At 48.6% G+C, this 22,551-nt stretch carries 17 protein-coding genes; 6 read left to right on the top strand and 11 right to left on the bottom strand.

Annotated features, from left to right (window positions below; genetic code table 11):
* Positions 1-182: 182 nt before the first annotated feature.
* The 3 genes from AC1HCU_RS02800 to AC1HCU_RS02790 form a co-directional block, all read right to left on the bottom strand.
* Positions 183-2,174 (bottom strand): PspC domain-containing protein, encoded by a 1,992-nt coding sequence (locus AC1HCU_RS02800; RefSeq protein WP_480368788.1) that lies wholly within the window; start codon positions 2,172-2,174, stop codon positions 183-185.
* Between the two features lie 37 nt (positions 2,175-2,211).
* Positions 2,212-2,568: a PadR family transcriptional regulator gene (locus AC1HCU_RS02795; protein WP_480368785.1), complete on the bottom strand. Its 357-nt coding sequence runs from the start codon at positions 2,566-2,568 to the stop codon at positions 2,212-2,214.
* 224 nt (positions 2,569-2,792) lie between these two features.
* A complete protein-coding gene (locus AC1HCU_RS02790; RefSeq protein ID WP_480368782.1) occupies positions 2,793-3,956 on the bottom strand; it encodes a phosphoglycerate dehydrogenase in 1,164 nt (387 codons plus the stop codon).
* A gap of 201 nt (positions 3,957-4,157) precedes the next feature.
* Here AC1HCU_RS02790 and coaBC point away from each other — a divergent pair, with 201 nt between their 5' ends.
* Both coaBC and AC1HCU_RS02780 read left to right on the top strand, forming a co-directional pair.
* Complete coding sequence (gene coaBC / locus AC1HCU_RS02785; protein WP_480368780.1) at positions 4,158-5,399, top strand: bifunctional phosphopantothenoylcysteine decarboxylase/phosphopantothenate--cysteine ligase CoaBC; 1,242 nt, start codon at positions 4,158-4,160, stop codon at positions 5,397-5,399.
* Between the two features lie 29 nt (positions 5,400-5,428).
* Positions 5,429-7,120: a M23 family metallopeptidase gene (locus AC1HCU_RS02780; RefSeq protein ID WP_480368777.1), complete on the top strand. Its 1,692-nt coding sequence runs from the start codon at positions 5,429-5,431 to the stop codon at positions 7,118-7,120.
* Here the strand turns inward: AC1HCU_RS02780 and pncB are convergent.
* The 8 genes from pncB to AC1HCU_RS02740 all read right to left on the bottom strand — a co-directional run bounded on the left by pncB (position 7,115) and on the right by AC1HCU_RS02740 (position 16,910).
* Entirely contained in the window at positions 7,115-8,287 is a 1,173-nt protein-coding gene (pncB, locus tag AC1HCU_RS02775) for a nicotinate phosphoribosyltransferase (protein ID WP_480368774.1), read from the bottom strand. The two genes, AC1HCU_RS02780 and pncB, sit on opposite strands and share 6 nt — an antisense overlap.
* Positions 8,288-8,467: 180 nt before the next feature.
* Positions 8,468-8,761: a PG0541 family transporter-associated protein gene (locus AC1HCU_RS02770; RefSeq protein WP_480368771.1), complete on the bottom strand. Its 294-nt coding sequence runs from the start codon at positions 8,759-8,761 to the stop codon at positions 8,468-8,470.
* A 28-nt stretch (positions 8,762-8,789) separates the two neighbouring features.
* The gene (locus AC1HCU_RS02765; protein ID WP_480368769.1) at positions 8,790-11,921 is read right to left on the bottom strand and encodes an efflux RND transporter permease subunit; all 3,132 of its coding nucleotides are present in this window, start codon (positions 11,919-11,921) and stop codon (positions 8,790-8,792) included.
* A gap of 54 nt (positions 11,922-11,975) precedes the next feature.
* Positions 11,976-12,998: an efflux RND transporter periplasmic adaptor subunit gene (locus tag AC1HCU_RS02760; protein WP_480368767.1), complete on the bottom strand. Its 1,023-nt coding sequence runs from the start codon at positions 12,996-12,998 to the stop codon at positions 11,976-11,978.
* A gap of 70 nt (positions 12,999-13,068) precedes the next feature.
* Positions 13,069-14,517 (bottom strand): TolC family protein, encoded by a 1,449-nt coding sequence (locus AC1HCU_RS02755; RefSeq protein ID WP_480368764.1) that lies wholly within the window; start codon positions 14,515-14,517, stop codon positions 13,069-13,071.
* A gap of 19 nt (positions 14,518-14,536) precedes the next feature.
* Positions 14,537-15,148, bottom strand: a complete 612-nt coding sequence (locus AC1HCU_RS02750) for a TetR/AcrR family transcriptional regulator (RefSeq protein WP_480368761.1) — start codon at positions 15,146-15,148, stop codon at positions 14,537-14,539.
* A 130-nt stretch (positions 15,149-15,278) separates the two neighbouring features.
* Positions 15,279-16,118, bottom strand: a complete 840-nt coding sequence (locus tag AC1HCU_RS02745; RefSeq protein ID WP_480368758.1) for a LytR/AlgR family response regulator transcription factor — start codon at positions 16,116-16,118, stop codon at positions 15,279-15,281.
* Positions 16,119-16,154: 36 nt separating this feature from the next.
* Entirely contained in the window at positions 16,155-16,910 is a 756-nt protein-coding gene (locus tag AC1HCU_RS02740; RefSeq protein ID WP_480368755.1) for a LiaF transmembrane domain-containing protein, read from the bottom strand.
* A 370-nt stretch (positions 16,911-17,280) separates the two neighbouring features.
* Between AC1HCU_RS02740 and AC1HCU_RS02735 the strand changes: the two genes are divergently transcribed.
* From AC1HCU_RS02735 to AC1HCU_RS02720, 4 genes are all read left to right on the top strand, one after another.
* Entirely contained in the window at positions 17,281-17,718 is a 438-nt protein-coding gene (locus AC1HCU_RS02735) for a hypothetical protein (RefSeq protein WP_480368752.1), read from the top strand.
* Positions 17,719-18,408, top strand: a complete 690-nt coding sequence (locus tag AC1HCU_RS02730; protein WP_480368750.1) for a DUF2461 domain-containing protein — start codon at positions 17,719-17,721, stop codon at positions 18,406-18,408.
* 71 nt (positions 18,409-18,479) lie between these two features.
* Positions 18,480-20,783: an NADP-dependent malic enzyme gene (locus tag AC1HCU_RS02725; protein ID WP_480368747.1), complete on the top strand. Its 2,304-nt coding sequence runs from the start codon at positions 18,480-18,482 to the stop codon at positions 20,781-20,783.
* A 205-nt stretch (positions 20,784-20,988) separates the two neighbouring features.
* Positions 20,989-22,341: a TrpB-like pyridoxal phosphate-dependent enzyme gene (locus AC1HCU_RS02720; RefSeq protein WP_480368744.1), complete on the top strand. Its 1,353-nt coding sequence runs from the start codon at positions 20,989-20,991 to the stop codon at positions 22,339-22,341.
* Positions 22,342-22,551 lie beyond the last annotated feature (210 nt).

Genomic DNA, 22,551 nt, shown 5'->3' with positions numbered 1-22,551 from the left:
TTTTCTCATACTACACAAAAATAAGCTTTTATACTTAACTCTGTATCCCTGCCAGTTAGTAATTCCAAAATAATTCAAACTAATTTCGGAAATTTTGGTTTTACACAAGAAAAGAGGGCAGCCCTTCTCAGACAGCCCCCGGAATTCACAATGAAAGTTATAAAGAATAGATAAAAAGTAGATTATAATGAGTCGTATGTGACTATGGTCCCTTTCTGGTCTTCTGCTGTTGCAGGCTTGTCCTGATAGTTCGTACGGGAATAGTTTCTGATTCTTTTCCGCACTACGGAGGGCGGTTGATTATTTTTATATTCATCCAGCGCGTCGCTGATTTCAACGGTCTTGCCGGCCGGCACGGAAACCTCTATGGTAATGCTCTGGTCGCGATAACCCTGACTGACGGGTACCATCAGAAATTCAGGCAGCAACAAAAGTGAATCCTGCTGTACAATCTCATAGCGGAACGCGGTAATATCGGTTCTGGCCGTGCGAAGATCCTTTCCGCGTGATACAGCAATGGTTCTCACATGAAAAAGTGAATCCGTGCTCTTTCTGATATGCAAATTGATATTTTTGAACAGCAGCGAATCTTCGTTCACCGTGGCATAAGGTAGCTCATCGATCCCCGAATTCATCCCGTATCCCATTTTAAACTCGGCGTAATCGTCGGCATACGGCTGCATGTCAAGATAAAGCCTGTCGGAAGTGACGGGTGTCAATGCGATCACCGACTCTTGCGAGCTTTCCACACTGTATTTATCCGCTATGCTTTTCGTCAGTACCCCCCCAACCGCAAGGCCGGCAAACCAAAGTATAAAAGAAACAATACCGATAGCCGGACACGACCTGACCTTCATTACCCGCCGGATGATCCAGGTAATGATGGATATTACCGGCACCAGTATCACCAGTGCGAGCGAGATGATGAGCAGGTTCGTTTCATAACCGGGATCAATGAACAGGGATTTAAGTGACATAAACTGCGCTCCTGCAAACAGAATACCAATAAACACTCCCACAAGTACCAGTGCAAAAAAGCCGACAAAGGTGAAGAAGATTATTTTCAAAAAGATAATCAGTGCACTCATGCATCCGGAACGTTGAGATTGAGGCGTTTCCGAAAATCTTGAAGGCTCATTCACCGGAGACGCTGGAGGTTGGGGGGGCATTTCCGCTCCCGATCCCTTCACTTCCCCTAGATCTTCTTCCGTCAGCCCACCCACCACCGTGGTGTCCCGAGGTTGTTCACCGGTGTTACTTGTCGCACTGTAAGCCGGTTTGTCAACTTCCGCGCGGGTTCTGGAGCCTGATACATTGTCGCTCACCTTCTCACGGAGGGTACGTAAATACTCCTCCTCTCCCATCATCTCCAGCTTCTGCTTTACCGTTTTGGCTTCGGGAATTATAATCCACAGGACAACATAAACCACCCCGATGCCTATATTAAGATTCCAGCTGAAATCGATGTCATGGAAAAAATAGTTCAGCGGAAAGAAAGAAACCATCGCGATCAGATTAAACAACAACGGGAGCAGAAACAACACGCGGGGAATCCAGCTGTCGATCCGGAAATAGGCTGCTATTCCGCCGCAGACACCACCCAGAAAACGATCGTTGGGGTTGCGGTATAACCGCTTGCTTACGTTCGTGACAAGCGGTTTGGATTTCAGTACAATCCACAATACAATGTAAACCCAAAAAAGTACACCGAAAAATAACACAAATAGCAAGCGTATCAGTACCGGGTCGATTTTAAAATAATGTGCCAGGCCACTGCACACACCACCGATAATTTGATCGCTGGAATTCCGGAAGAGAGAATGGTGTTCTTCACTACTGCCGTGCGGAACATCTTCGACCTTGCCCTGTGAGGCTTTATGAGATGCTTCCGGCTCCACCGGTTCTTCATAGTCCGTATCAAAATCTTTGGGGCGACCGATGCTGGAGATGACCGCCTCCACATCCTCGTCGGTGATGCAGTTGATACCATGCTTCAATCTGTTCCCAAACAACTCCGCAATACGGCATTCAATATCATTGACAATCTCATCACCACCCTCTTCCTGTGAGAAATAACTCTGGAGACTTTCGATATACCGCTTTAATATCTCATAAGCGGTCTCCTCGATGGCAATGACCTGCCCCTGAAAATTAATGTTGATTACTTTCTTCATGCGATTCGTCTGTTTATTTTTTGGTGTTGATGTGTTGTTATAATGATGGATGCTGATCTTGTTCCTGATCTTTCCGCGTGACCATGGCTACACCTGTGGCTAGCTCCTGCCAGGTAGCTTCAAGCAAGGTGTAAAATTTTCTTCCCTTGTCGGTGAGACGAAAATATTTGCGGGGAGGACCCATTGTACTCTCTACCCATTGATAAGTGAGGATCTCTGCATTCTTCAGTCTGTTAAGCAAGGGGTAAAGGGTACCTTCCAACAGCTGCAGACCGGCACTCTTCATTTCGTCGACAATGTCGCCGGGATAAGCTTCGCCCCGCTTAATAATAGAAAGGATACAATATTCCAAAACTCCCTTTCGCATTTGACTCTGCGTATTCTCAATATTCATGTCTTATCTTTTATGTACATCCAACTTTACAAAGTTACATTAAACAAAGTATTATGCAATACATAGTACCAAGTATTTCTGTTGATTTATATTTATTTAACAATTATAATTACCAACAGCCGATTCCTGTGCACAATATGTATTGCGCTCATCACGATTATCGGAACAGATTGTTCCGCTTGAAGATATCTGTATCTGAAATTACAACCGGAGAAAAAATCTCATCAAATCACCCTCACCCTTAGCACACCGTCGATAGCGTTAATGCGTCTTACGTTTTCATCGGTAATTTCTTCTTCGAGATCGACCATTGTATATGCATAATCGCCACGGCTGCGGTTAATCATATTCGCGATATTGGCGTCTTGTTCGGAAAGGACGGCAGAGATTTGTCCAAGCATTTTAGGGATATTTTTATGCGCGATGGTTAGTCGGTGTTTTACCACACTCACACCCATGTCGCACGATGGGAAGTTTACCGAATTTTTAATATTCCCATTTTCCAGGAAATCTTTTGTCTGCAAAACGGCCATCACGGCGCAGTTATTCTCGCTTTCGGGCGTTGACGCACCCAGATGTGGAATAGAAATGATACCCGGTACGCCAATCAGTTTCTCGTTGGGAAAATCGGTCACATATCCACTCACTTCCCCATTGTTCAATGCGGCAATAATATCGTCATCGTTCACCAGTTCGCCTCTGGAGAGGTTGATGATACGTACTTCATTTTTCATTTGTGCGAACGCATCTTTGTTGAGCATTCCTTTGGTTTCGTCGGTTAATGGAATGTGCAGTGTAATGTAATCACAGTGTTTAAACAGTTTTTTAAGGTCACTGGCTTTCTTCACTGCACGCGACAGGCCCCAGGCGTGATCTACGGAGATATAAGGATCGTAACCATACACTTCCATCTCCAGATTGACCGCTGCGTTGGCCACCATCACACCAATTGCACCCAATCCAATTACACCCAGTTTTTTTCCCTTTATCTCGGGACCTATAAACTGAGCCTTGCCTTTTTCCACCTGTTTCGCAATATCATTTCCCGAAAGGTTGTTCACCCAGTTGATGCCCTCCACAATCCTGCGCGATGAAAAAAAGAGCGCAGCCATTGCCAGTTCTTTTACCGCGTTGGCATTGGCGCCCGGGGTATTAAACACAACAATTCCTTGCTGGGTACACTTCTCCGTGGGAATATTGTTTACACCCGCGCCGGCACGGGCAATGCAGTGCAAGCTTTGGGGAAACTCCATTTCATGTAGCGAAGCGCTGCGCAGGATGATGCCGTCAGGCGACGCTGTAGTTTCACTGATCTCGTATTTTTCTCCGAACTTTTCCAACCCTGTCTCGGATATTCCATTCAGGGTTTTGATTTTGTATTTGCCCATTCTCAATTGATAAATTTAGAGGTGTAGTACCTGAAAGTTTCACTTGTGTGAAACAGTGATAAAAAAAAAATTGTAAATAGATAAACACAAATGTACAAAAAATATGAACGAAACGTAGTCAAGTGAGGTAAAACACTCAATTTTTATTGGTCCGTGTATAAGTAATGACTTTTATGTATATTTGTGCTTTATTCATCAGCTATGTCATTACAAGGGAAACATATCGTCTTGGGCATTACCGGCAGCATCGCCGCCTATAAGTCGGCCATTCTCACCCGTTTGCTCGTAAAGAGGGGAGCGGAGGTGCAGATTGTGATCACACCGGCCGGCAAGGAGTTCATCACGCCGGTTACCCTCTCCGCCCTCTCGGGTCAACCCGTCATCAGTGATTTTTTTGCCAGTGGCGACGGTACCTGGCACAGCCACGTGGACCTGGGCCTGTGGGCCGACCTGATGATTGTAGCTCCCGCCACTGCCTCCACCCTGGCCAAGATGGCTCACGGAGTGGCCGACAACATGCTTATCACCACCTACCTCTCCATGAAGGCGCCTGTTTTTGTAGCGCCGGCCATGGATCTGGACATGTTCCGCCACATCACCACCAGCCGGAATATTGAAAGGCTGAAGCGCGATGGCGTACAGGTTATTGAACCCACGGAAGGAGAGCTGGCCAGTCACCTCGAAGGCAAGGGACGGATGGAGGAACCGGAAAATATCGTACTCCTCATCGAACAGTTTTTTGCCGTCCAAAACGATCTGCAGGGGAAAAAGATATTGATCACGGCAGGCCCCACCTATGAACGGATCGATCCGGTGCGTTTCATCGGCAACTTCTCTTCCGGCAAGATGGGATTTTCCCTGGCCGAAGAGTGCGCACAACGGGGTGCAGAGGTGTTGCTGATTGCCGGACCTACCGCCTTGAAGACCATACATCCCCGTATCGAACGCATCGATGTGGAGTCGGCTCAGCAGATGCACGACGCCGCAGTAAGCGCTTTCCCGCGAATGGATGCAGCCATCCTCTCCGCAGCCGTAGCCGATTACCGTCCCCTGCAGTCCCGGCCTGAAAAAATGAAACGGGAAGGGCAGGAAGAATTCAGCTTCACCCTGACGACCAATCCCGATATCGCCGCATCGCTCGGCCAGATGAAAGAGGTACATCAAACCCTCATCGGTTTCGCACTGGAGACGAACGATGAGTTACTGAACGCCCGCAAGAAACTGGAGAGAAAGCATCTCGACTTCATCGTTCTCAACTCCCTGCAGGACGAAGGTGCCGGCTTTGGCGGTGATACCAACAAAGTAACCATCCTCTCCCGTGAAGGCAACAACATGTCGTTTGGTCTGAAATCAAAAAAGGAGGTCGCCAAAGATATTGTCGACATCGTTTTTCACGTTGAACCGTCTCACCCTATTCAGGATAATTCAGTCAAAACCGGGTAACCGGTTTTTTAATGAAAAAACCACACACAATGAAGATCAACCTCTCTCCCTTTATATACATTGCTTTATTTGTCGTATACGCATCCTCCGCCTTCTCTCAGCAATACAGATATCCCGTCACCATTCCGCCCGCCTTCAGTGCAAATTTCGGTGAACTACGCAGCAACCATTTTCACTCGGGCCTTGATTTCAAGACACAGCAGGCAGTAAACAAGCCCGTCGTGGCCATTGAAGAGGGTTATGTCTCCCGCATCAGCGTCTCACCCGGGGGATTTGGACTGGCACTCTATGTGGATCACCCTGCCACAGGCCATACCAGCGTATATGCCCACCTGAACAGTTTCTCCAAAGAGATTGCCGACTGGGTCAAGGAGAAACAGTATGAGCAGGAAAGTTTTCAGGTAACCCTTTATCCGGAGAAAGGGCAATTCCCTGTAAAGCGGGGTGAGCAGATCGCACTGAGTGGCAACACAGGCAGCTCGGGCGGGCCGCACCTGCACTTCGAGATCCGGGATAGCCACACCGAAGAACCGCTGGATGCTCTGCCATATCTACCCCTTGTGGCCGACACCCAGAAACCGGATCTGCGGGGCATCGCCCTCTATCCTCAAAAGGGCAAGGGTCTCATTAACGGCAGCAGCAATCCCCTGCGGATCAATATCAGCAAAGATGGCAGCGGCCACCCGCTGAGGCCCGACCGTACAATCAATGCCTGGGGGCGGATTGGTGTGGGTGTGAAAGCTTACGACCGGATGAACGGTCAATCCAATATATACGGAGTAAAGCATATCCGGCTGTTTGTGGATGAGAAGCTGGTTTTCAGCAGCTCCATCGACCGGTTTTCGTTTTCAGACACCCGCATGCTGAATTCTTTTGTAGACTTTGAAGACTGGCAGGAACGGCGTTCCTTTTATATGAAGTCTTTTGTAGACCCGGGCAACAGGCTTCCCTTCTACAAAACGACAAATAACGGCTACATCGACATCACCGAAGAGCGGGAATACGTTTTCCGTTACGAGCTGGAAGATCATGCGGGTAACCGCCTCGATTACCGCTTCAGCATACTGGGAAAACCACAGGACATTCCGGCTCCCCCACCCTGTGAAAACTGGTTCACCTGGAACCTGAATAACTCCTTTCTCGAAATGGGATTCTCGCTTTCCATACCGGCAGGCAATCTGTACAGCGACCTCTGTTTCACACATCGTAAGACCGAAAACCATGCCTATTATTCGCACCTGCACCGGGTGAACGACAAGCCGGTTCCGCTCCATAGGGGTGCGGAACTGTGGATCGGGCTGCATACCGACACGCTGCGGAACAGGAGCAACTACGGGATTGTAAAAATCAATGACAACGGCTCGGAAAGCTGGATTGGGGGGACATATAGGCAGGGCGGTATTTCTACCACCATACGGGAACTGGGCGACAGCTATGCCGTGTCATCCGACACCCAGCCTCCCGTCATCACGCCCGTTACTCCGGAAAATTGGGTAAAGCAGCGTCATATCAGAGTAAGGCTGAGCGACAACAAAAGTGGCATCACCACATTCCGGGGTGAGATAAACGGAAGGTTTGTACTCTTCACCCACGACACCAAATCGAACGTGTATAGCTACCTTTTCGACGAGGCAAGGCTGAACAAAGGAGAGCAACTGACACTGGTTTTTACGGCCACCGACGGAGCGGGCAACAGCAGCGAATACAAAAAGGTGTTATAACCCCAACGTCTCTTTCACCAGGGCAATCTCCCGCTCGCTACCGGTATGCTTTCCCTCCACATCCGACAGCTTCACGCACTCCTGCCACGGTTCTTTTGCCGTCATCTTGCAGCGGAAGAGTTTCATCACGATGTTCATGCTTCTGATCTCGACCGACACATCGTTGGTGAGGTTGGTGCCGATACCGAAAGTGACGCCGATACGGTCACCGCAATAGTCCTTTATTTCGATCGCCTTATCCACATTCAGGCTGTCGGAAAAAACAAGGTATTTCATTTTGGGATTGACCCGCAGCTCTTCGTACCGCTGTATCACCTTGTCGGCAAACAGGAACGGGTCGCCACTGTCGTGCCTCAGGCTGGTGAAGAGCGCAGCATGCTTCTTGCTGAAGTTGCGCAGAAACACGTCGGTGGTATAGGTGTCAGTCAGCACCGTTCCCAGATCACCGTCGTAGACGTTGATCCAGTCTTCCATCGACATATAGTTGGCCATCTTGTAGCCATAGATGGAACCGTGAAACTGTACCCACTCATGGGGATGGGTTCCGGAGACGTTGATATTGTGCTTGTAAGCCATGTAGACATTGCTCGTACCGAACAAGCTTTCGCCGGCATGCTGCTTCAGCAGTTCGGTGACCCTGTCCTCCACATCGAAACTGAAGCGGCGCCGCATCCCGAAAAGCGAGAAGGTGATGCCATGCTCCTTCATGCGAATGGCTTTGTCTATGGCTGCCTGCTCCATATACCCCACGTCGGGATGTTGACCCGACTCCCGGAACCAGAGCTCGGAAACAGTGGCCAGTATGGGCGTCTCCCATAGTGTTACCCTGTAGAGCAAACCACTTGCCCTGATCTTCAACTTCGACTCCTCCAACCGGATATCCAACTCGGAAGGGTCGAACCGGAACCCTTTCAGAAAATCAATATAGATGGGCGGCAGATAGGGCATCTGCTTCCGGATAAACGCCTCCTCCCCGGCCGTGAGCGACAAACCGGCCATCTGCTCCAGTTCCTTCTTAAGCAGGTGATCGAATCCTTCGGGATAGTCCCCGTTGCTTCTGTCCACGAACTCAAACTCTCCATATGCCCGGGGAAAGAGCTTGGAATAGGCATAACTGGTAGTAAACTTATACAGGTCGGTATCAAGGATGCTGCTGATTATTCCCATTTCTCCGCATTATTTATTGGTAAAAATATAAAACGTTTCAGGGATTCATTTCGTTCAGCATTCCCTATGATAACAAATTTTTGAACCCAATCGAAATATTTAGCCTAAATTTTGAACGACCAAAATAAAGAAGGGGCGATACCTCTCGGCCACGCCCCTCCCCAAAAAATAAGTATTCCTTCAGATCATCTCCTCCACGTTCCACACGAAGGCGCGCAATCCCAGGTTGGCAGATTCTTCATCCTGTTCTTTCAGGTATCTCAGCAACAGTGGTACTCTGTCATCCTCCACCACCGTAAGGATGGCGTTGTTCACCGAAGGCCATGCATGCGATCCGTAGTGGGGGTAGCCATCTTTGCTTCCTTTGCCGAAAACCTCTTTCCAGGAAGTGAAGCCCCGGATATTCATGGAACTCAGGTCATCCACGATCTTGTCGTAGTGTGCCTGGTCTAAAACTATCATTACTGCTTTCATAAGATTGAAATTATGTCAAATGTATCGTTTAATTATCATTCCCCACCAATACCTCACGATGCTTGCGACGTCTGCGACGTACGCCGTAGCCCGCCATTGACGCATAAAGTGCGGGAATAAGAATCAGGGTGATGATGGTGGAGAAGGTCATTCCTCCAATGATGGCGATACCGAGTGTCTGCCACATCTCCGAACCCTGTCCCGTGCCGATGGCCAGCGGGATCATACCCAGAATAGTGGTGAGCGTGGTCATCAGTACCGGGCGCAGTCTCGAACGGCCGCCATGGGTCACGGCAGTGATGATGGACATGCCTCTTTCCCTATTCAGGTTGATGTAGTCGATGAGTACGATGGCATTCTTTACCACCATACCCACGAGCATGATCATCCCCACAAAACCCATGATGCCCAACGGCTCACCCGTAATCGCAAGCAACAGGATGGATCCGGTGAAGGCAAAGGGCACAGTCAGGATAATCATGAACGGATAGGTGAGCGATTCAAACTGAGAGGCCAGCACGATATAAACCAATAGCGAGACAATGAGAAGCAGCAGCGATAAGTCGGCGAAGGACTCCTGCTGATCTTCCAGCGTCCCGCTCATCTCGACCTGCACGCCTGCAGGGGGATCTAATTGATCAATGATGAGGTTTACATCTTTTACCACCTCGCTCAGGGCACGGCCATAGAGCGTGCCGCTAACTGTGACAATGCGTTCGCGATCCTGCCGGTCGATCTGCGGCAGCGTGGATGATTCCACTACCTTGCCCAGGTCACGCACCCGCACGCCGGTACCCATTGCGTTATAGACGATGATATTTTCAATGTCCTCGATGGACTGCCGGTATTGTTCTTCAAAACGTACCCGGATGTTGTACTCTTCCCCATCTTCACGAAAACGCGACATGGTGAGGCCATTAATACGATTACGCACAGCATTGGCAACCGTACTCATGTTGAGACCATTCAAAGCCATCTTCTCGCGATCGAACTGTATCTGGTATTCCATACGGTATTCCTTGCGGGAAACCATAATATCTCTGAGCCCTTTCACATCCTGTAACTTCTGCCGCAACTCCTGAGCCATTTGATCAGTATCAGCGAAACTATACCCGAAAATCTCCACAGCTACATTGCTGCCCGTTGTCATTCCCATATCTCCACCACCGGGCATCACCTGATAACGGTGCAGCTCAGGCATTTGAGAAAGGTCCTCACGTATCTGGTCCGACACGTCGAAGATGGTCTTTTTCCGGTTCCTGGCTTCTGTCAACCGCAATGTATAACTGATGATATTGGAAGCATTATCCTGCATGGCAGCCCAGGTATCATCTTCGCCTGCGGCGCCCACACTGAAGGAGATGATTTCAATCTCAGGATATTTCTCCCGCATATTTTGGGCGATGAGATGACCTGTTTCGCGTGCCACCTCCATACGGGTACCGGTAGGCATCTCCACGGTGAGTGCAATGGTATTGTTATCGGAGGCTGGCATAAACTCGGTTTTGAGAGTAAGGCCGCTGATGACGGCACTCACCACAAAGATCAGGATAACCATCCAGACGGTTGCCTTCCGCCGTCGTGAAACCCAATTGACCAGACGTCCATAACCATGATCCAACCTATCCAGGAGAGGGAGAATATTTTTGTTGTACCAACGGTCGAAATGCGACAGCTTCTTGTCTTTATTACCACGCATCATTTTCGCACTCATCATGGGTGTCAGTGTCAAGGCAATGATCAGTGAGAGAGAGATGATGATGGTCACCATCCACCCCAGCTGCTTGAACATGACACCAGCAAAACCGCCTACCATGGTCATTGGAAGGAACACCGCGATGATGGTCAGCGTGGAAGCAATCACCGAGAGTGACACCTCTTCCGTTCCGTAAACCGCCGCCTGCCTGGGTCTGCTTCCCCGCTCAATGTGGGTGGTGATATTTTCGAGCACCACGATCGCATCGTCTACTACCATCCCAATAGTGATGGAGAGCGCCGAAAGCGAGATGATGTTGATAGTGTTTCCGGTGAGGTAGAGGTAGATGAAAGATCCGATCAGCGAGATAGGGATTGTCACCATGATAATGATCGTAGCGCGCCAGCGTCCCAAAAAGAGGAGTACCACTACACCCACGATGATCAACGCCAGCAGGATTGTCTCAAGTAAGCTGTTGATGGACACCTTGATGTAATCAGACGTGTCCATTACGGTTTCAATGTGGATGTCGGGGGGCAGGTTCTTCTGCAAAAGGGGCAGCTGTGCACGCACCGCATCGGCAATGGCCACCGTATTGGCACCCGATTGCTTCTGTACCACGATGGTGGCACTGCGCCTACCGTTGGTATAATTTTCCTGCACGCGGTTCTCCAATGTATCTTTTACCGAGGCCACATCACGCAGGTAGACAGTCTTACCCCCGCTGTTGCCGATAACCACGTTATTAAGATCCCTGCTGTTCTGAAATTCCCCTTCCAGACGCAACATGTAGGTCTGCGAGCCGATATCGAAATCGCCTGCAGGCACATTCACATTTTCGGCGGCAATCACCTGGGCTATCTGCTCCAGCGAGATATTGTATGCCTCAAGCTTGGCGGGTACCACATTCACCTGAATCTCCCTTTGGGGAGCGCCCGCCACGGAGACTGTTCCCACCCCTGAAACCCTGTTGAGCGGGTTGGCAACCTGTTCGTCGAGAATCTTGTAGAGCGCACCGGCACTCTCCTCGGCAGTGGCCGAAAGGATAACCACCGGGATCATATCGGAACTGAACTTCAGGAGGATCGGATCCTCCGTACCTTCGGGCAGGAAGCCTGATATCATGCCCACCTTGTCACGTACATCATTCATCACGGCGTTCATGTCGGTACCAAAGTCGAACTCCAGCATGATCATCGACATTCCGTCGCGAGATTGCGATGTGATCTCTTTCAATTTTTCTGTCGTATTCAGTACATCTTCCAATGGCCGGGTCACATTCTCCTCCACGTCCTGTGCACCCGCGCCGGAATAGGTAGTCATCACAGACACCATATTCAGGTCGATGTTCGGATAGAGGTCGATGGGCAGCTGCCTGTAAAACAACAACCCGATCAAGACAACACCAATAAATATCAATGATGTCCCCACGGGGTTTTTCACCGCGGATTCATATATCTTCATAAATTTTTTCTTTAATCAGTTCTCAATCTCTTCACTACATGTTGTGACTACAACTTATTCCACCACTTCCACTTCTGTGCCGTCCACCAGACCCGACTGGCCTTGTACGATCACCCTTTCTCCAGCTTGCAGACCGGAAACGATTTCATATTTGTCATCGAGACGCACACCCAGTTGTACCAGCGTGTAAACAGCCTTACCCTCTTTCTCTACGAAGACATAGCGATCGTTGGAGCCCACCTGCTTCAGTACCGCCCTGTCACTTAACAGTGGACGGTCGTGGGTGCCAAAGTTCATCTTCACACGGGCAAACATACCGGGACGCAGGCGCTGGGCGGTATTGGCTACGGTGATCTCCACGGGGAAGGTATGCGAAACCGGGTCGAGTGTGGGATAAATGAGTGATACCTTTCCTTCGAAGGTTTCACTGCCGAGTGCATCGGCCTGTACCTCCACCGGCATTCCCTTTTCCACACGGCTGTAGAACGACTCCGACACGTTGACTTTCACCTTTACGGGGTTCAAAGTCTCTATGGTGAGAATAGGCAGTTGTCCCGCCACATCTCCCGGATCATAGTTGCGGGCCGTCACCACACCACTCACGGGGCTGGTGAGAGCGGTGTTCTCGCCCAGGTTACCCAACGCTGTCTCAGCCACATCGAGTTGTGTTTTAGCCTGGTCGAGTTGTTGCTTGGAGATGCCCCCTACCTCAAAAAGTTCTTTATAACGTTCGTAGTCTCTCTTCAGTGTGGCTACCTGGGTCTCCTGCTGGGAGAAGGTTGCTGCATCCATGGCGACCACCGCCTGTCCCTGACGTACCGGGGAGCCTACATCGACGTAAATTTTGCGGATGCGGCCTCCCATAGCGGGGGCAATATTATTTACCTTGTCAGCCTCTACCGTCGCAGTAAAGGTGGCATCCTGATTTACCGGCACTACCTGCACCGTTTCTACACGCACCTTTTTTATTTGCGTTGCTTCATTTTCCGTGCTCCCGGTACGGTCCTTTCCTCCGCAGGAAGCAAGCAATGCTGCTGCCAATAAAGGAGTAATTTTCAAAAAGCTGTTTTGTCTCATATGATTATCTGTATATTATTTTAATCGGATTTATCAATCAATTTCTGCTCACTACTCTCTTGTCTCTGGATCAATCCAACTGCACCGGTGCGATATCGTATCCCAGCACCTTCTCCAGATCCGATTTTGCAGAGAGGTAGTCGTAAATGGCATTCCGATACTGCAGCTCGGCATTGAGCACGGCCAGTGCCGCTGCATTTACGTCAACAATTGTACCCATGCCTGTCTCATACCGCTTCAGCGTGATCACATGTCCCTTTCGGGCCTGGGCCACGGAAGACTGTGTAGCTACTACCTGTTCGATACTTTTGTTGATCAGGTCATAATTGTTCTTGATCGACAGCTTCAGTCCCCGCTCCACATCCTTGCGCTGCTCACGCAACTGGAAGAGTTGCACTTCAGACTGTTTCAGGTTATGATAACGCTGTCCCCCGTTGAAGATGGGAATCTGCAGGGTCACACCCAGCATGGAATATGGATCCCAGCGATAGTTGCTGAACCGGAAGTCGTTGTTCTGACTCATGTAGGTCCAGTTGAAGCTGGTAACCAATGTGGGAGAGAACTGGAGCTTCTGCATCTCGAACGCATTTTTTGCCTGTTCCGCCTGCAGATCGAACTGCTTGATATCGCTGTTGTTAATCAAGGAAGTGTCGGCCGGAATGATCGCATCAAACATGGTCGCTTCATAGTCGTCGAGCGAGCCCATCACCTTCAGCGGTATCTCACCGTCGACCCCCATCAGCATCTTCAGCTGCAGCTCGGCGATCTTCATCATGTTCTCCGACTGGAGAATGTTGGGTATAAGGCTCTTGAGGCGCACGTCTGCTGTGATCACATCATACTCTGCCACCACACCCTGATTAAAGCGGTTACGGATATTTTCGAGGTTGATGGAATCGTTCTCGTAGGTCTTCTTCAGTACCGCATAGCTGTCCTGCGCGAGCAACAGGCTAAAGTAGGATTTTTTCACCTGATTTGTCAGGTCGATCCGCGACGAGCGTGCCTTCTCCATAGCCAGGCGTATATCCACCTCGCTCATCTGGATGTTCTTCCAGAGGGAAGGCATCACGATGGGAAGGTTTACATTGAGACCGGCCGACCAAACATTGAAGCGTCCCATTTGAATCCCCTCACCGGAGGTCTCCGAACCACCACCCATCATCTTGCCCAACACCTCCATGATTTTTTGTTCTTCGGGGGTATATTGCGTGGGATCCACTTCACCGCCAAAGCCAAACCCTTCATCAAAATAGACGGTCTGCCTTTTAATGGCCCTCTGGTATTGTCCAATGATATCAAGCTGCGGTAGTAATGCACCGTATGCCGATTTCTTCGCGTATTGCTTCTTGGTAATCTCCATATCGGCTACCTTGACGGTAGGATTCTCGCTCAGCGCAATACTGAGCGCCATGGGCAGGTCCACCCGCAAACTGTCGGGCTGTTGAGCCGATGTGGTAAATAGGGCCGTCAAGCCAAACAACAGAAGAACGAAACGCGTGATCAGTTGTGGTTTATTCATCTCTTTCCTCATTTTATATTTAATTTTTAGTTTTTTGCTGTTCTAAATAGGCGTCAATAATTTTTATTCCTTTTGCAGTTAAGATGCCACGTACGAAGTTGATCATCATTGTATAGAAAAGTTCTGAAAAAGTAAATAACGGTTTTTCAAGTGAGGTGGCACGAATATAAATGTAGGTACTCTGTTCCACCAGGAAGGCAGTCGCTTCCACGTTCAGGTCTTCCCGAATATAACCCTGCTCAATACCCTTTTGCAGAAATTTAACCAGATACTCCTTGTTTTTTTCTTTTTCAGCCTCAATATTCCGATTGGCCCGGGGATAATATTTTTGTATGTCTTCGAAAAATTTCACGTCGCAAATGGGTGTCGATTGTTGGATCTCGATTATTTTTATAAATATTTCCACCACATTGTTTCTACCGGATATCAGTGAGTCGAAGACCTTCCTACGTTCATCCCTGAGGCTGACAAGCAAAGACAACAGTATCTCTTCCTTGTCCTTGAAATTTTCATAAATGGTTCTTTTTGAGATACCCAGCGAAGAAGCCAACTCATCCATTGATACACTCTTTATCCCATACTGGAAAAAGAGGTCTCCCGCTTTTGCAATGATTCTTTCTCTAATCTCCATGTAGCAATTTAAAAAACGCACAAAGATAAAATAGAAAACTTAAAACATCAAATCAGTTTTTTCAGTTTTAACATACTTTACAACCATCGGAGAATACTACTTGAATCCATCTCTACAACATGATCATGTATCACAGATTCAATGCCAGTCGCAAGGCCTTGTAACCTGAAGCGCTGGCCCTTATCTTATCACCGTTTTTAAGTGTAAGCATCTGGCTCTGTTTTTCATAGAGTTCAATGCGTAATATCTTTTCCACGTTGACAATATAAGAGCGGTGCACCCGTACGAATCGTGATTGTGGCAAGCTGGTCTCAAAATACTTCATCGTTTCTTCCTTCATGTAAGCGTGCTGATCGGTTACAATTTGTACGTAATCACCATCTGATTGGATGTAAAGAATATCTGGCACAAGAATCACATGGATCTTTTGTCCTACTTTTACTGCCACGCGTTCCAACTCACTCTCACGGGGATTTTCACTTACCGGGAACGGCATGATAGCTGCCTCGTCCTGTTCGGGGTCCGAGGGGTCCTCATCAAGCTCGCCTTCCTTTTTTATGATTTGCATATGAATCATCTGAGCGAAAATCACGTATAACAGTGATCCGATGAACGCGGCGGCAGGAAGCAGTTTCCTTATCTCCATGACAGACGTTTGACGAAAGAGAAGCCAGGAAGTAAGTAATTCCATACTCAGCCAGAGAACCACGAACAAGACACCAATAGCGAAATAGTTAATAAACCGCTGGTATGTACCCAGCTTTACATAATTGGAAGATGGGACAATGATACTCAGCAGCCATCCCATGCCTGCAAGTATCAATGCGTCGATAAAGCTCTTCAGAAAAACCGGACCAAAAGAAAATGAGACCAGGGGAAACAGTGCCAGCGCCTGCATCAGTGCGTAAAACACAATCAGTATAATGGCCGGAAGCAACCGCAAGGGTATGTATGTCAGGGAGGTTTTCATTCTTTTTCCCGAATTGGATTACCGCGCTGTCTCCACTTATCTTATTCCACATCCTCCGAAGGTAAGATTCCCCTGGAGAATTAATTTTCGTGAATGATCGGGCTGTGAAACAAGCCGTTTATCCTCCACCCCACCTAATACGGTATGGAACCGTGTTTCAATCAACCAGTCACCTGGAATATAAAGTTCCACACCTCCAAAAGTGGCATCAATATCGAGACAGGTTTCCCCCTCCGGCAGTGTGGTCTTACGCAGGTCGAGCACCACACCTCCAAAAGTCGCGTTGATGACGCCCCCGTTAAAAACAGGATCCAGAAAGATACTTTCTGAACCGCCGAAGAGTACATTTTTTTCAATTCTCCCGTTTACATTTTCTATCGGATCGGACTCCGTAGACCGGGAAAGGCATCTTCTGTCGCGCTTGCAGTTGCCTACCCTGAACACCATGATCAGACCGAGCAGAATAAGCAAAACAGGCCAAAAATCATGGGTGAAGGCAGGGTTGACGCCGGGCATGAGTCCGGGATAAGCTCCGGCGACACGGGGAAGCAGGAAGAAACAACCCACGATCAGAAATATCGCACCCAGTGAGTAATCCCTTTTAGAGAAATTGATGATTGAAAAGAGAATGAAAATCATCGGCCACGAAAAAAGGATCGGCTTAAGTGCCTCATCAATCCATCCGAAATTAAATGACAAAAAGAGAAGTCCGGTAATAATCAACAGAAAACCGAAAATGATTCCTTTTGATTTGGGAGATTGATGAAATGAAACATTTAAGTTATTTTCCATATAAATGAAATTTATAATTTTTGCAAATTTACGTACTCCGGGGATTCGCACATAACGTCAATCGATGAACATATCTTTTTTTCCCGACGAATAAACTTTTTTCCCCTTTAAACAAGCTCCTATTTTTCTCCAACGTGAAAAATATTTATCTTTGGCATGTAAATGTATATATAACATTTGAAAAAATAAACAAATCAAGCGGTCATTTTATCCATGTCAGATGCTACCAAGGATTTGAAATAAAATAATTTAAATCATATGAAACGAGCATGAATTACGAAGTAATCGACTTTGTCAAAATCATTATCACACAAGATCATGACTAAAGCGAGTTCCATATGATACCATTGAAAATAAATATTTTAGTCATATGAACAAAAAAATCTCACTTCCAGTTCTTCTTGCAATAACATTCGTCCTCTTCGCCGGATGTACCGAAAAAAATAAAAACAGATCCATGAACGTGGATGAGCTGCTTGCCAATGCCATATCGCTGGTCGGTAAAACTGTGATCGTAGAAGGCCGTTGCACGCATGTCTGTACGAAAAGTGGCATGAAGCTTTTTCTGCAGGGAGCAGGTGAAACAAAAACATTGCGGGCCCAATCAGGGGCTACACTGGGCAAATTTGACCCAACCGCTGTGGACAGGAAGGTAAGGGTACGTGGGAAACTGACAGAAGTACAAATCGGTGAAAACAACCCGGATGCCCATGCTACCCACGGTACAGAGGGGGAAAGTTGTAAGACTGAAGGCGCTGCTGAAAAGTCCTATTATATTGAAACAGAATCTTATCAGATCATCGATTGAATGGAAGCGCCTGGACAGTTTACCGGATTTACACCGGAAACCATTTTTTTCCTGAAAGAACTAAAACAAAATAACTACCGGGAATGGTTCAACGAACGGAAGCATATATACGAGAGTAACTTGCTGAAACCCTTCCGCTCGCTGGCGGTCATGCTTACTCCTGCCATGCATAATATTGACCCGCAGTTTGAGATGCGTCCCTCAAGGATGCTCTCGCGTATTTATCGGGACATCCGCTTTTCTCCGAATAAGGATCCTTATAAATCCTCCATGTGGCTCAGCTTTCAGCAGGCAACCACCCATTGGGAAAATTTTCCCGGCTATTTTGCCGAGCTCAGCGATGAACATTTTATGGCGGGAATGGGGTTGTTCATGCCCAAGCGAAAGATCATGGATGTTTTCCGGGAAGAGGTCGATTACAGTCGCGAATCATTCAGGGAGATGGCAGAAAAAGTGCTCAGAGCAGGATTCAAGGCAGACGGAGAACTTTACAAACGTCCCCTCCCCAATAGCTTGCCCGAATTTTACCAGCCCTGGATACAACGGAAGAGCATCTACGTAATCAAAACAATTCCATTGTCCGATGAGCGGCTCTACAGCGAAGCCATTGCGTTGCAACTTATGGACGACTTTGCCCAAATAGCCGATCTTTATCATTTTATGAAGGAGATCGTGAAGGAAGCACAATAAAATTATAATCTGTCGCTTTTATTTTATAATTTTGTACAATTTCTTTTTTATAAAGCACAATCAAAATCAAAATGGCAAATAACAAACTACGTGACGACGCACTTGCCTATCATGCGCAGGGGCGTCCCGGAAAAATTGAAGTCGTACCCACCAAACCTTATAGCTCACAACGCGACCTCTCTCTTGCTTACTCGCCGGGAGTGGCATCACCCTGCCTGGAAATTGAAAAGAATCCACAGGACGCTTACAATTACACCTCGAAAGGCAACCTGGTAGCAGTCATCTCAAATGGCACTGCTGTCCTGGGTCTGGGCGATATAGGCGCCCTGGCCGGCAAACCAGTCATGGAAGGCAAGGGGCTGCTTTTCAAGATTTTTGCAGGTATCGACGTTTTTGACATCGAAGTCGACGAAAAGGATCCGGAAAAGTTCATTCAGGTAGTCAAAGCAATCGCACCCACCTTCGGGGGCATCAACCTGGAAGACATTAAGGCTCCGCAATGCTTTGAGATTGAAGAAAGGCTGAAAAACGATCTCGATATTCCCATCATGCACGACGACCAGCATGGCACGGCCATCATCTCCGCCTGCGGACTACTCAACGCACTGGAGATCAACGGGAAAAAGATAGAAGATATACGCATCGTGGTGAATGGCGCCGGCGCTGCAGCCAACTCCTGTACCAAACTATACATGGCGCTGGGGGCAAAGCTTGAAAACATTGTGATGGTCGATTCCAAGGGAGTCATCAATACTGCGCGGACCGACCTGAACAATCGGAAAAAGCCTTTCGCTACCAGCAGGAATATCACGACCCTGGAAGAGGCGGTAAAAGATGCCGATGTGTTTCTCGGTCTCTCTGTGGCCGACGTACTCACCCCGGAGATGTTGCGTTCCATGAATCACGATCCCATCGTCTTTGCACTTGCCAATCCGAATCCTGAAATTTCCTACGAGCTGGCCATGGCATCAAGAGAGGATATCATCTTCGCCACGGGCCGTTCCGATTATCCCAACCAGATCAATAACGTGCTCGGTTTTCCCTACATTTTTCGCGGTGCACTGGATGTGCAGGCTACCTGCATCAATGAAGAGATGAAGATCGCCACGGTCTATGCACTTGCCGAGCTGACCAAGAAGGCAGTTCCCGATGTGGTAAATGCGGCCTACAGTGTAAAAAAACTTCGCTTCGGGAAAGAGTATATCATCCCGAAGCCACTCGACCCGCGACTGCTCACCACGGTAGCTCCTGCCGTAGCAAGAGCTGCCATGGCGTCGGGTGTCGCTCGCAAGCCGATCACCAACTGGGACGAATATGACCACAAACTGCGCGATCTGATGGGAATGGACAATAAGATGATCCGTCGCCTCTATGATATGGCACGTCAGAATCCTAAGCGTGTGGTCTTCTCCGAAACCAACCATCTGAATATGCTCAAGGCTGCTGAAACAGCTCGTGCGGAGGGTATATGCCATCCTGTACTTCTAGGCAATGAGGAGAAAATTACCAACGTGGCACGGGAGAATCAGATCAGTCTCGAAGGAATAGAAATCATAAACCTGCGCCATGATCGTGAGGAAGAACGCCGCACACGCTATGCACAGTTACTGACCGAAAAACGCAACCGGCAGGGGATGACCTTCGGGGAAGCGTCGGAAAAAATGTTCGAGCGCAACTACTTCGGTATGATGATGGTAGAAACAGGCGAGGCCGATGCCATGATCACCGGTGTGTTCAGCAAGTATGCCGACACCACCGCCATCGCCAAAGAGGTAATAGGTATCCGCGAAGGATTGAATCACATCGGGGCCATGCACATCGTCAACACCAAGAAGGGCATGCTCTTTCTGGCAGACACCTTGTTCAACCGACACCCCGACACGGAAGCGCTGATCGACATCGCACGCCTGGCCAACGCTACCGTGAAATTCTTCAACCACGAACCGGTCATGGCCATGCTCTCCTACTCCAACTTCGGTGCCGACAAGGAGGGGAGCCCTGCCAGTGTGCACCAGGTGGTAAATACGCTGCATGAACGGTACCCCGAGATGATAGTCGACGGGGAGATGCAGGTAAACTATGCCCTCAACAAGGAGCTACGCAATAAAAAATATCCGTTCACCCAGTTGGGAGACAAAGAGGTAAACACCCTTGTATTCCCCAACCTCAGTTCGGCAAACGCCTCCTACAAACTACTGAAGGAGATAGGGCTGAACGACATTATTGGTCCCATTCAGATGGGTCTCAATAAGCCGGTGCACATCCTCGATGTGGAAACTCCGGTAAGAGATATCGTGAATATGGTGGCGGTGGCGGTGATTGATGCCATCGTGGAGGAAAACATCCGCCTGAACAACCTTTCACGCATCGTCTGAGCAGGTTCATGTTTTATATTTCTTCGGCTGCATCTTCTAAGCGACCCGTTCACGATTTACAGGCTATCTGATAAGAAGTCGCTTCGCTTAAACTTATCAGATTACGCCTGTTGCATCGAACGGGTACCCCGCTTATAAGCCGAGGTCTTGAAATATCAAACAACAAACAACGAAAGTATCAAATACAAATAAAGTAGATAGAACGATGGAAAAAAGAAAAAAATTCATGCTGCAGGAGGCAGATATACCCACACAGTGGTATAACATTACAGCCGATATGAAGAACAAGCCACAGCCCATGCTGAACCCAGAGACGAAGGAGCCGCTGAAGGCTGAAGACCTGTTCCCTTTATTTGCCAAAGAGCTGTCGCGACAGGAAGTCAACCAGACCGATGCATGGATCGACATACCGGAAGAGGTACGGGAGAAGTACAAGATTTACCGCCCCACACCACTGGTACGTGCCACAGAACTCGAAAAAGTGCTTGACACACCGGCACATATCTATTTTAAGAACGAGAGTGTAAGTCCCGTCGGTTCACACAAGCTTAACTCAGCATTGCCGCAGGCATATTATAACAAGGTGGACGGGACGACCAACATCACCACCGAGACCGGCGCAGGACAATGGGGTACAGCCCTGGCCTTCGCGGCCAAGGCATTCGGACTCGAGCTTGCAGTTTATATGGTAAAAATAAGCTATGAACAAAAACCCTACCGCCGTTCACTCATGCAGACCTGGGGTGCACAGGTGATTGCTTCACCCAGCATGTCTACCAAGGCGGGAAGGAAGATCATCACCGATCATCCAAATTACCAGGGCAGCCTGGGTACTGCCATCTCAGAAGCCATTGAGCTGGCCATGCAGACACCCAATTGCAAGTATACCCTGGGGAGCGTGCTGAACCATGTGGCACTGCATCAGACTATCATCGGGCTGGAAGCAGAGAAGCAGATGGAAATGGCGGGAGAATATCCCGACGTGGTAATTGGATGCTTCGGCGGTGGATCCAACTTCTCGGGCATCACTTTTCCCTTCCTGCGTCACAACATGCTGGGAGAGAAAAACACCCGTTTCGTGGCTGCTGAACCAGCGTCATGTCCCAAGCTCACCCGCGGGCGGTTTCAATACGATTTTGGCGATGAAACCGGTTACACGCCACTGATCCCGATGTACACACTGGGGCATAAGTTTGCACCAGCCAATATCCACGCCGGCGGACTCCGCTACCATGGCGCCGGAAGCATCGTAAGCCAGCTGCTCAGAGACGGGTTGATGGAAGCAACTGCCATCAAGCAGCTGGAGACCTTTGAAGCAGGAGTTCTCTTCGCTCAGACCGAGGGCATTGTGCCTGCGCCGGAATCCACCCACGCCATTGCTGCGGCCATCCGTGAAGCAAAGCAGGCGAAGGAGGAAGGAAAAAGCAAGGTAATCCTTTTCAATCTGTCTGGCCATGGACTCATCGACATGAGCGCCTATGATCAGTATCTTGCAGGAGACCTGACCAATCACGAGGTGACCGATGAGGAAATCAGCAGGATATTGGCGCAAAACTGATGTGACGCTGCACTGCATATGCATATAAATGATCGGAACAACCGGCGCCGGGAGTGTTAACATCGAAAAAAACAGGCAAAATTGTTTGGATAATTCATTTATCCATCTTATCTTTGGAAATATAAAATGAGTGAGTTACTGCCGCATTGGTCGATTGGGAAACTCATCAATTACATTTTATAAACCGAGACACGTTTTTGATATCAATGG

This window comes from Proteiniphilum sp. LBM24028 (assembly GCF_056629195.1).
Note: the sequence above shows the minus strand (reverse complement) of the source record. Positions and strands in the feature narration are given on the sequence as shown.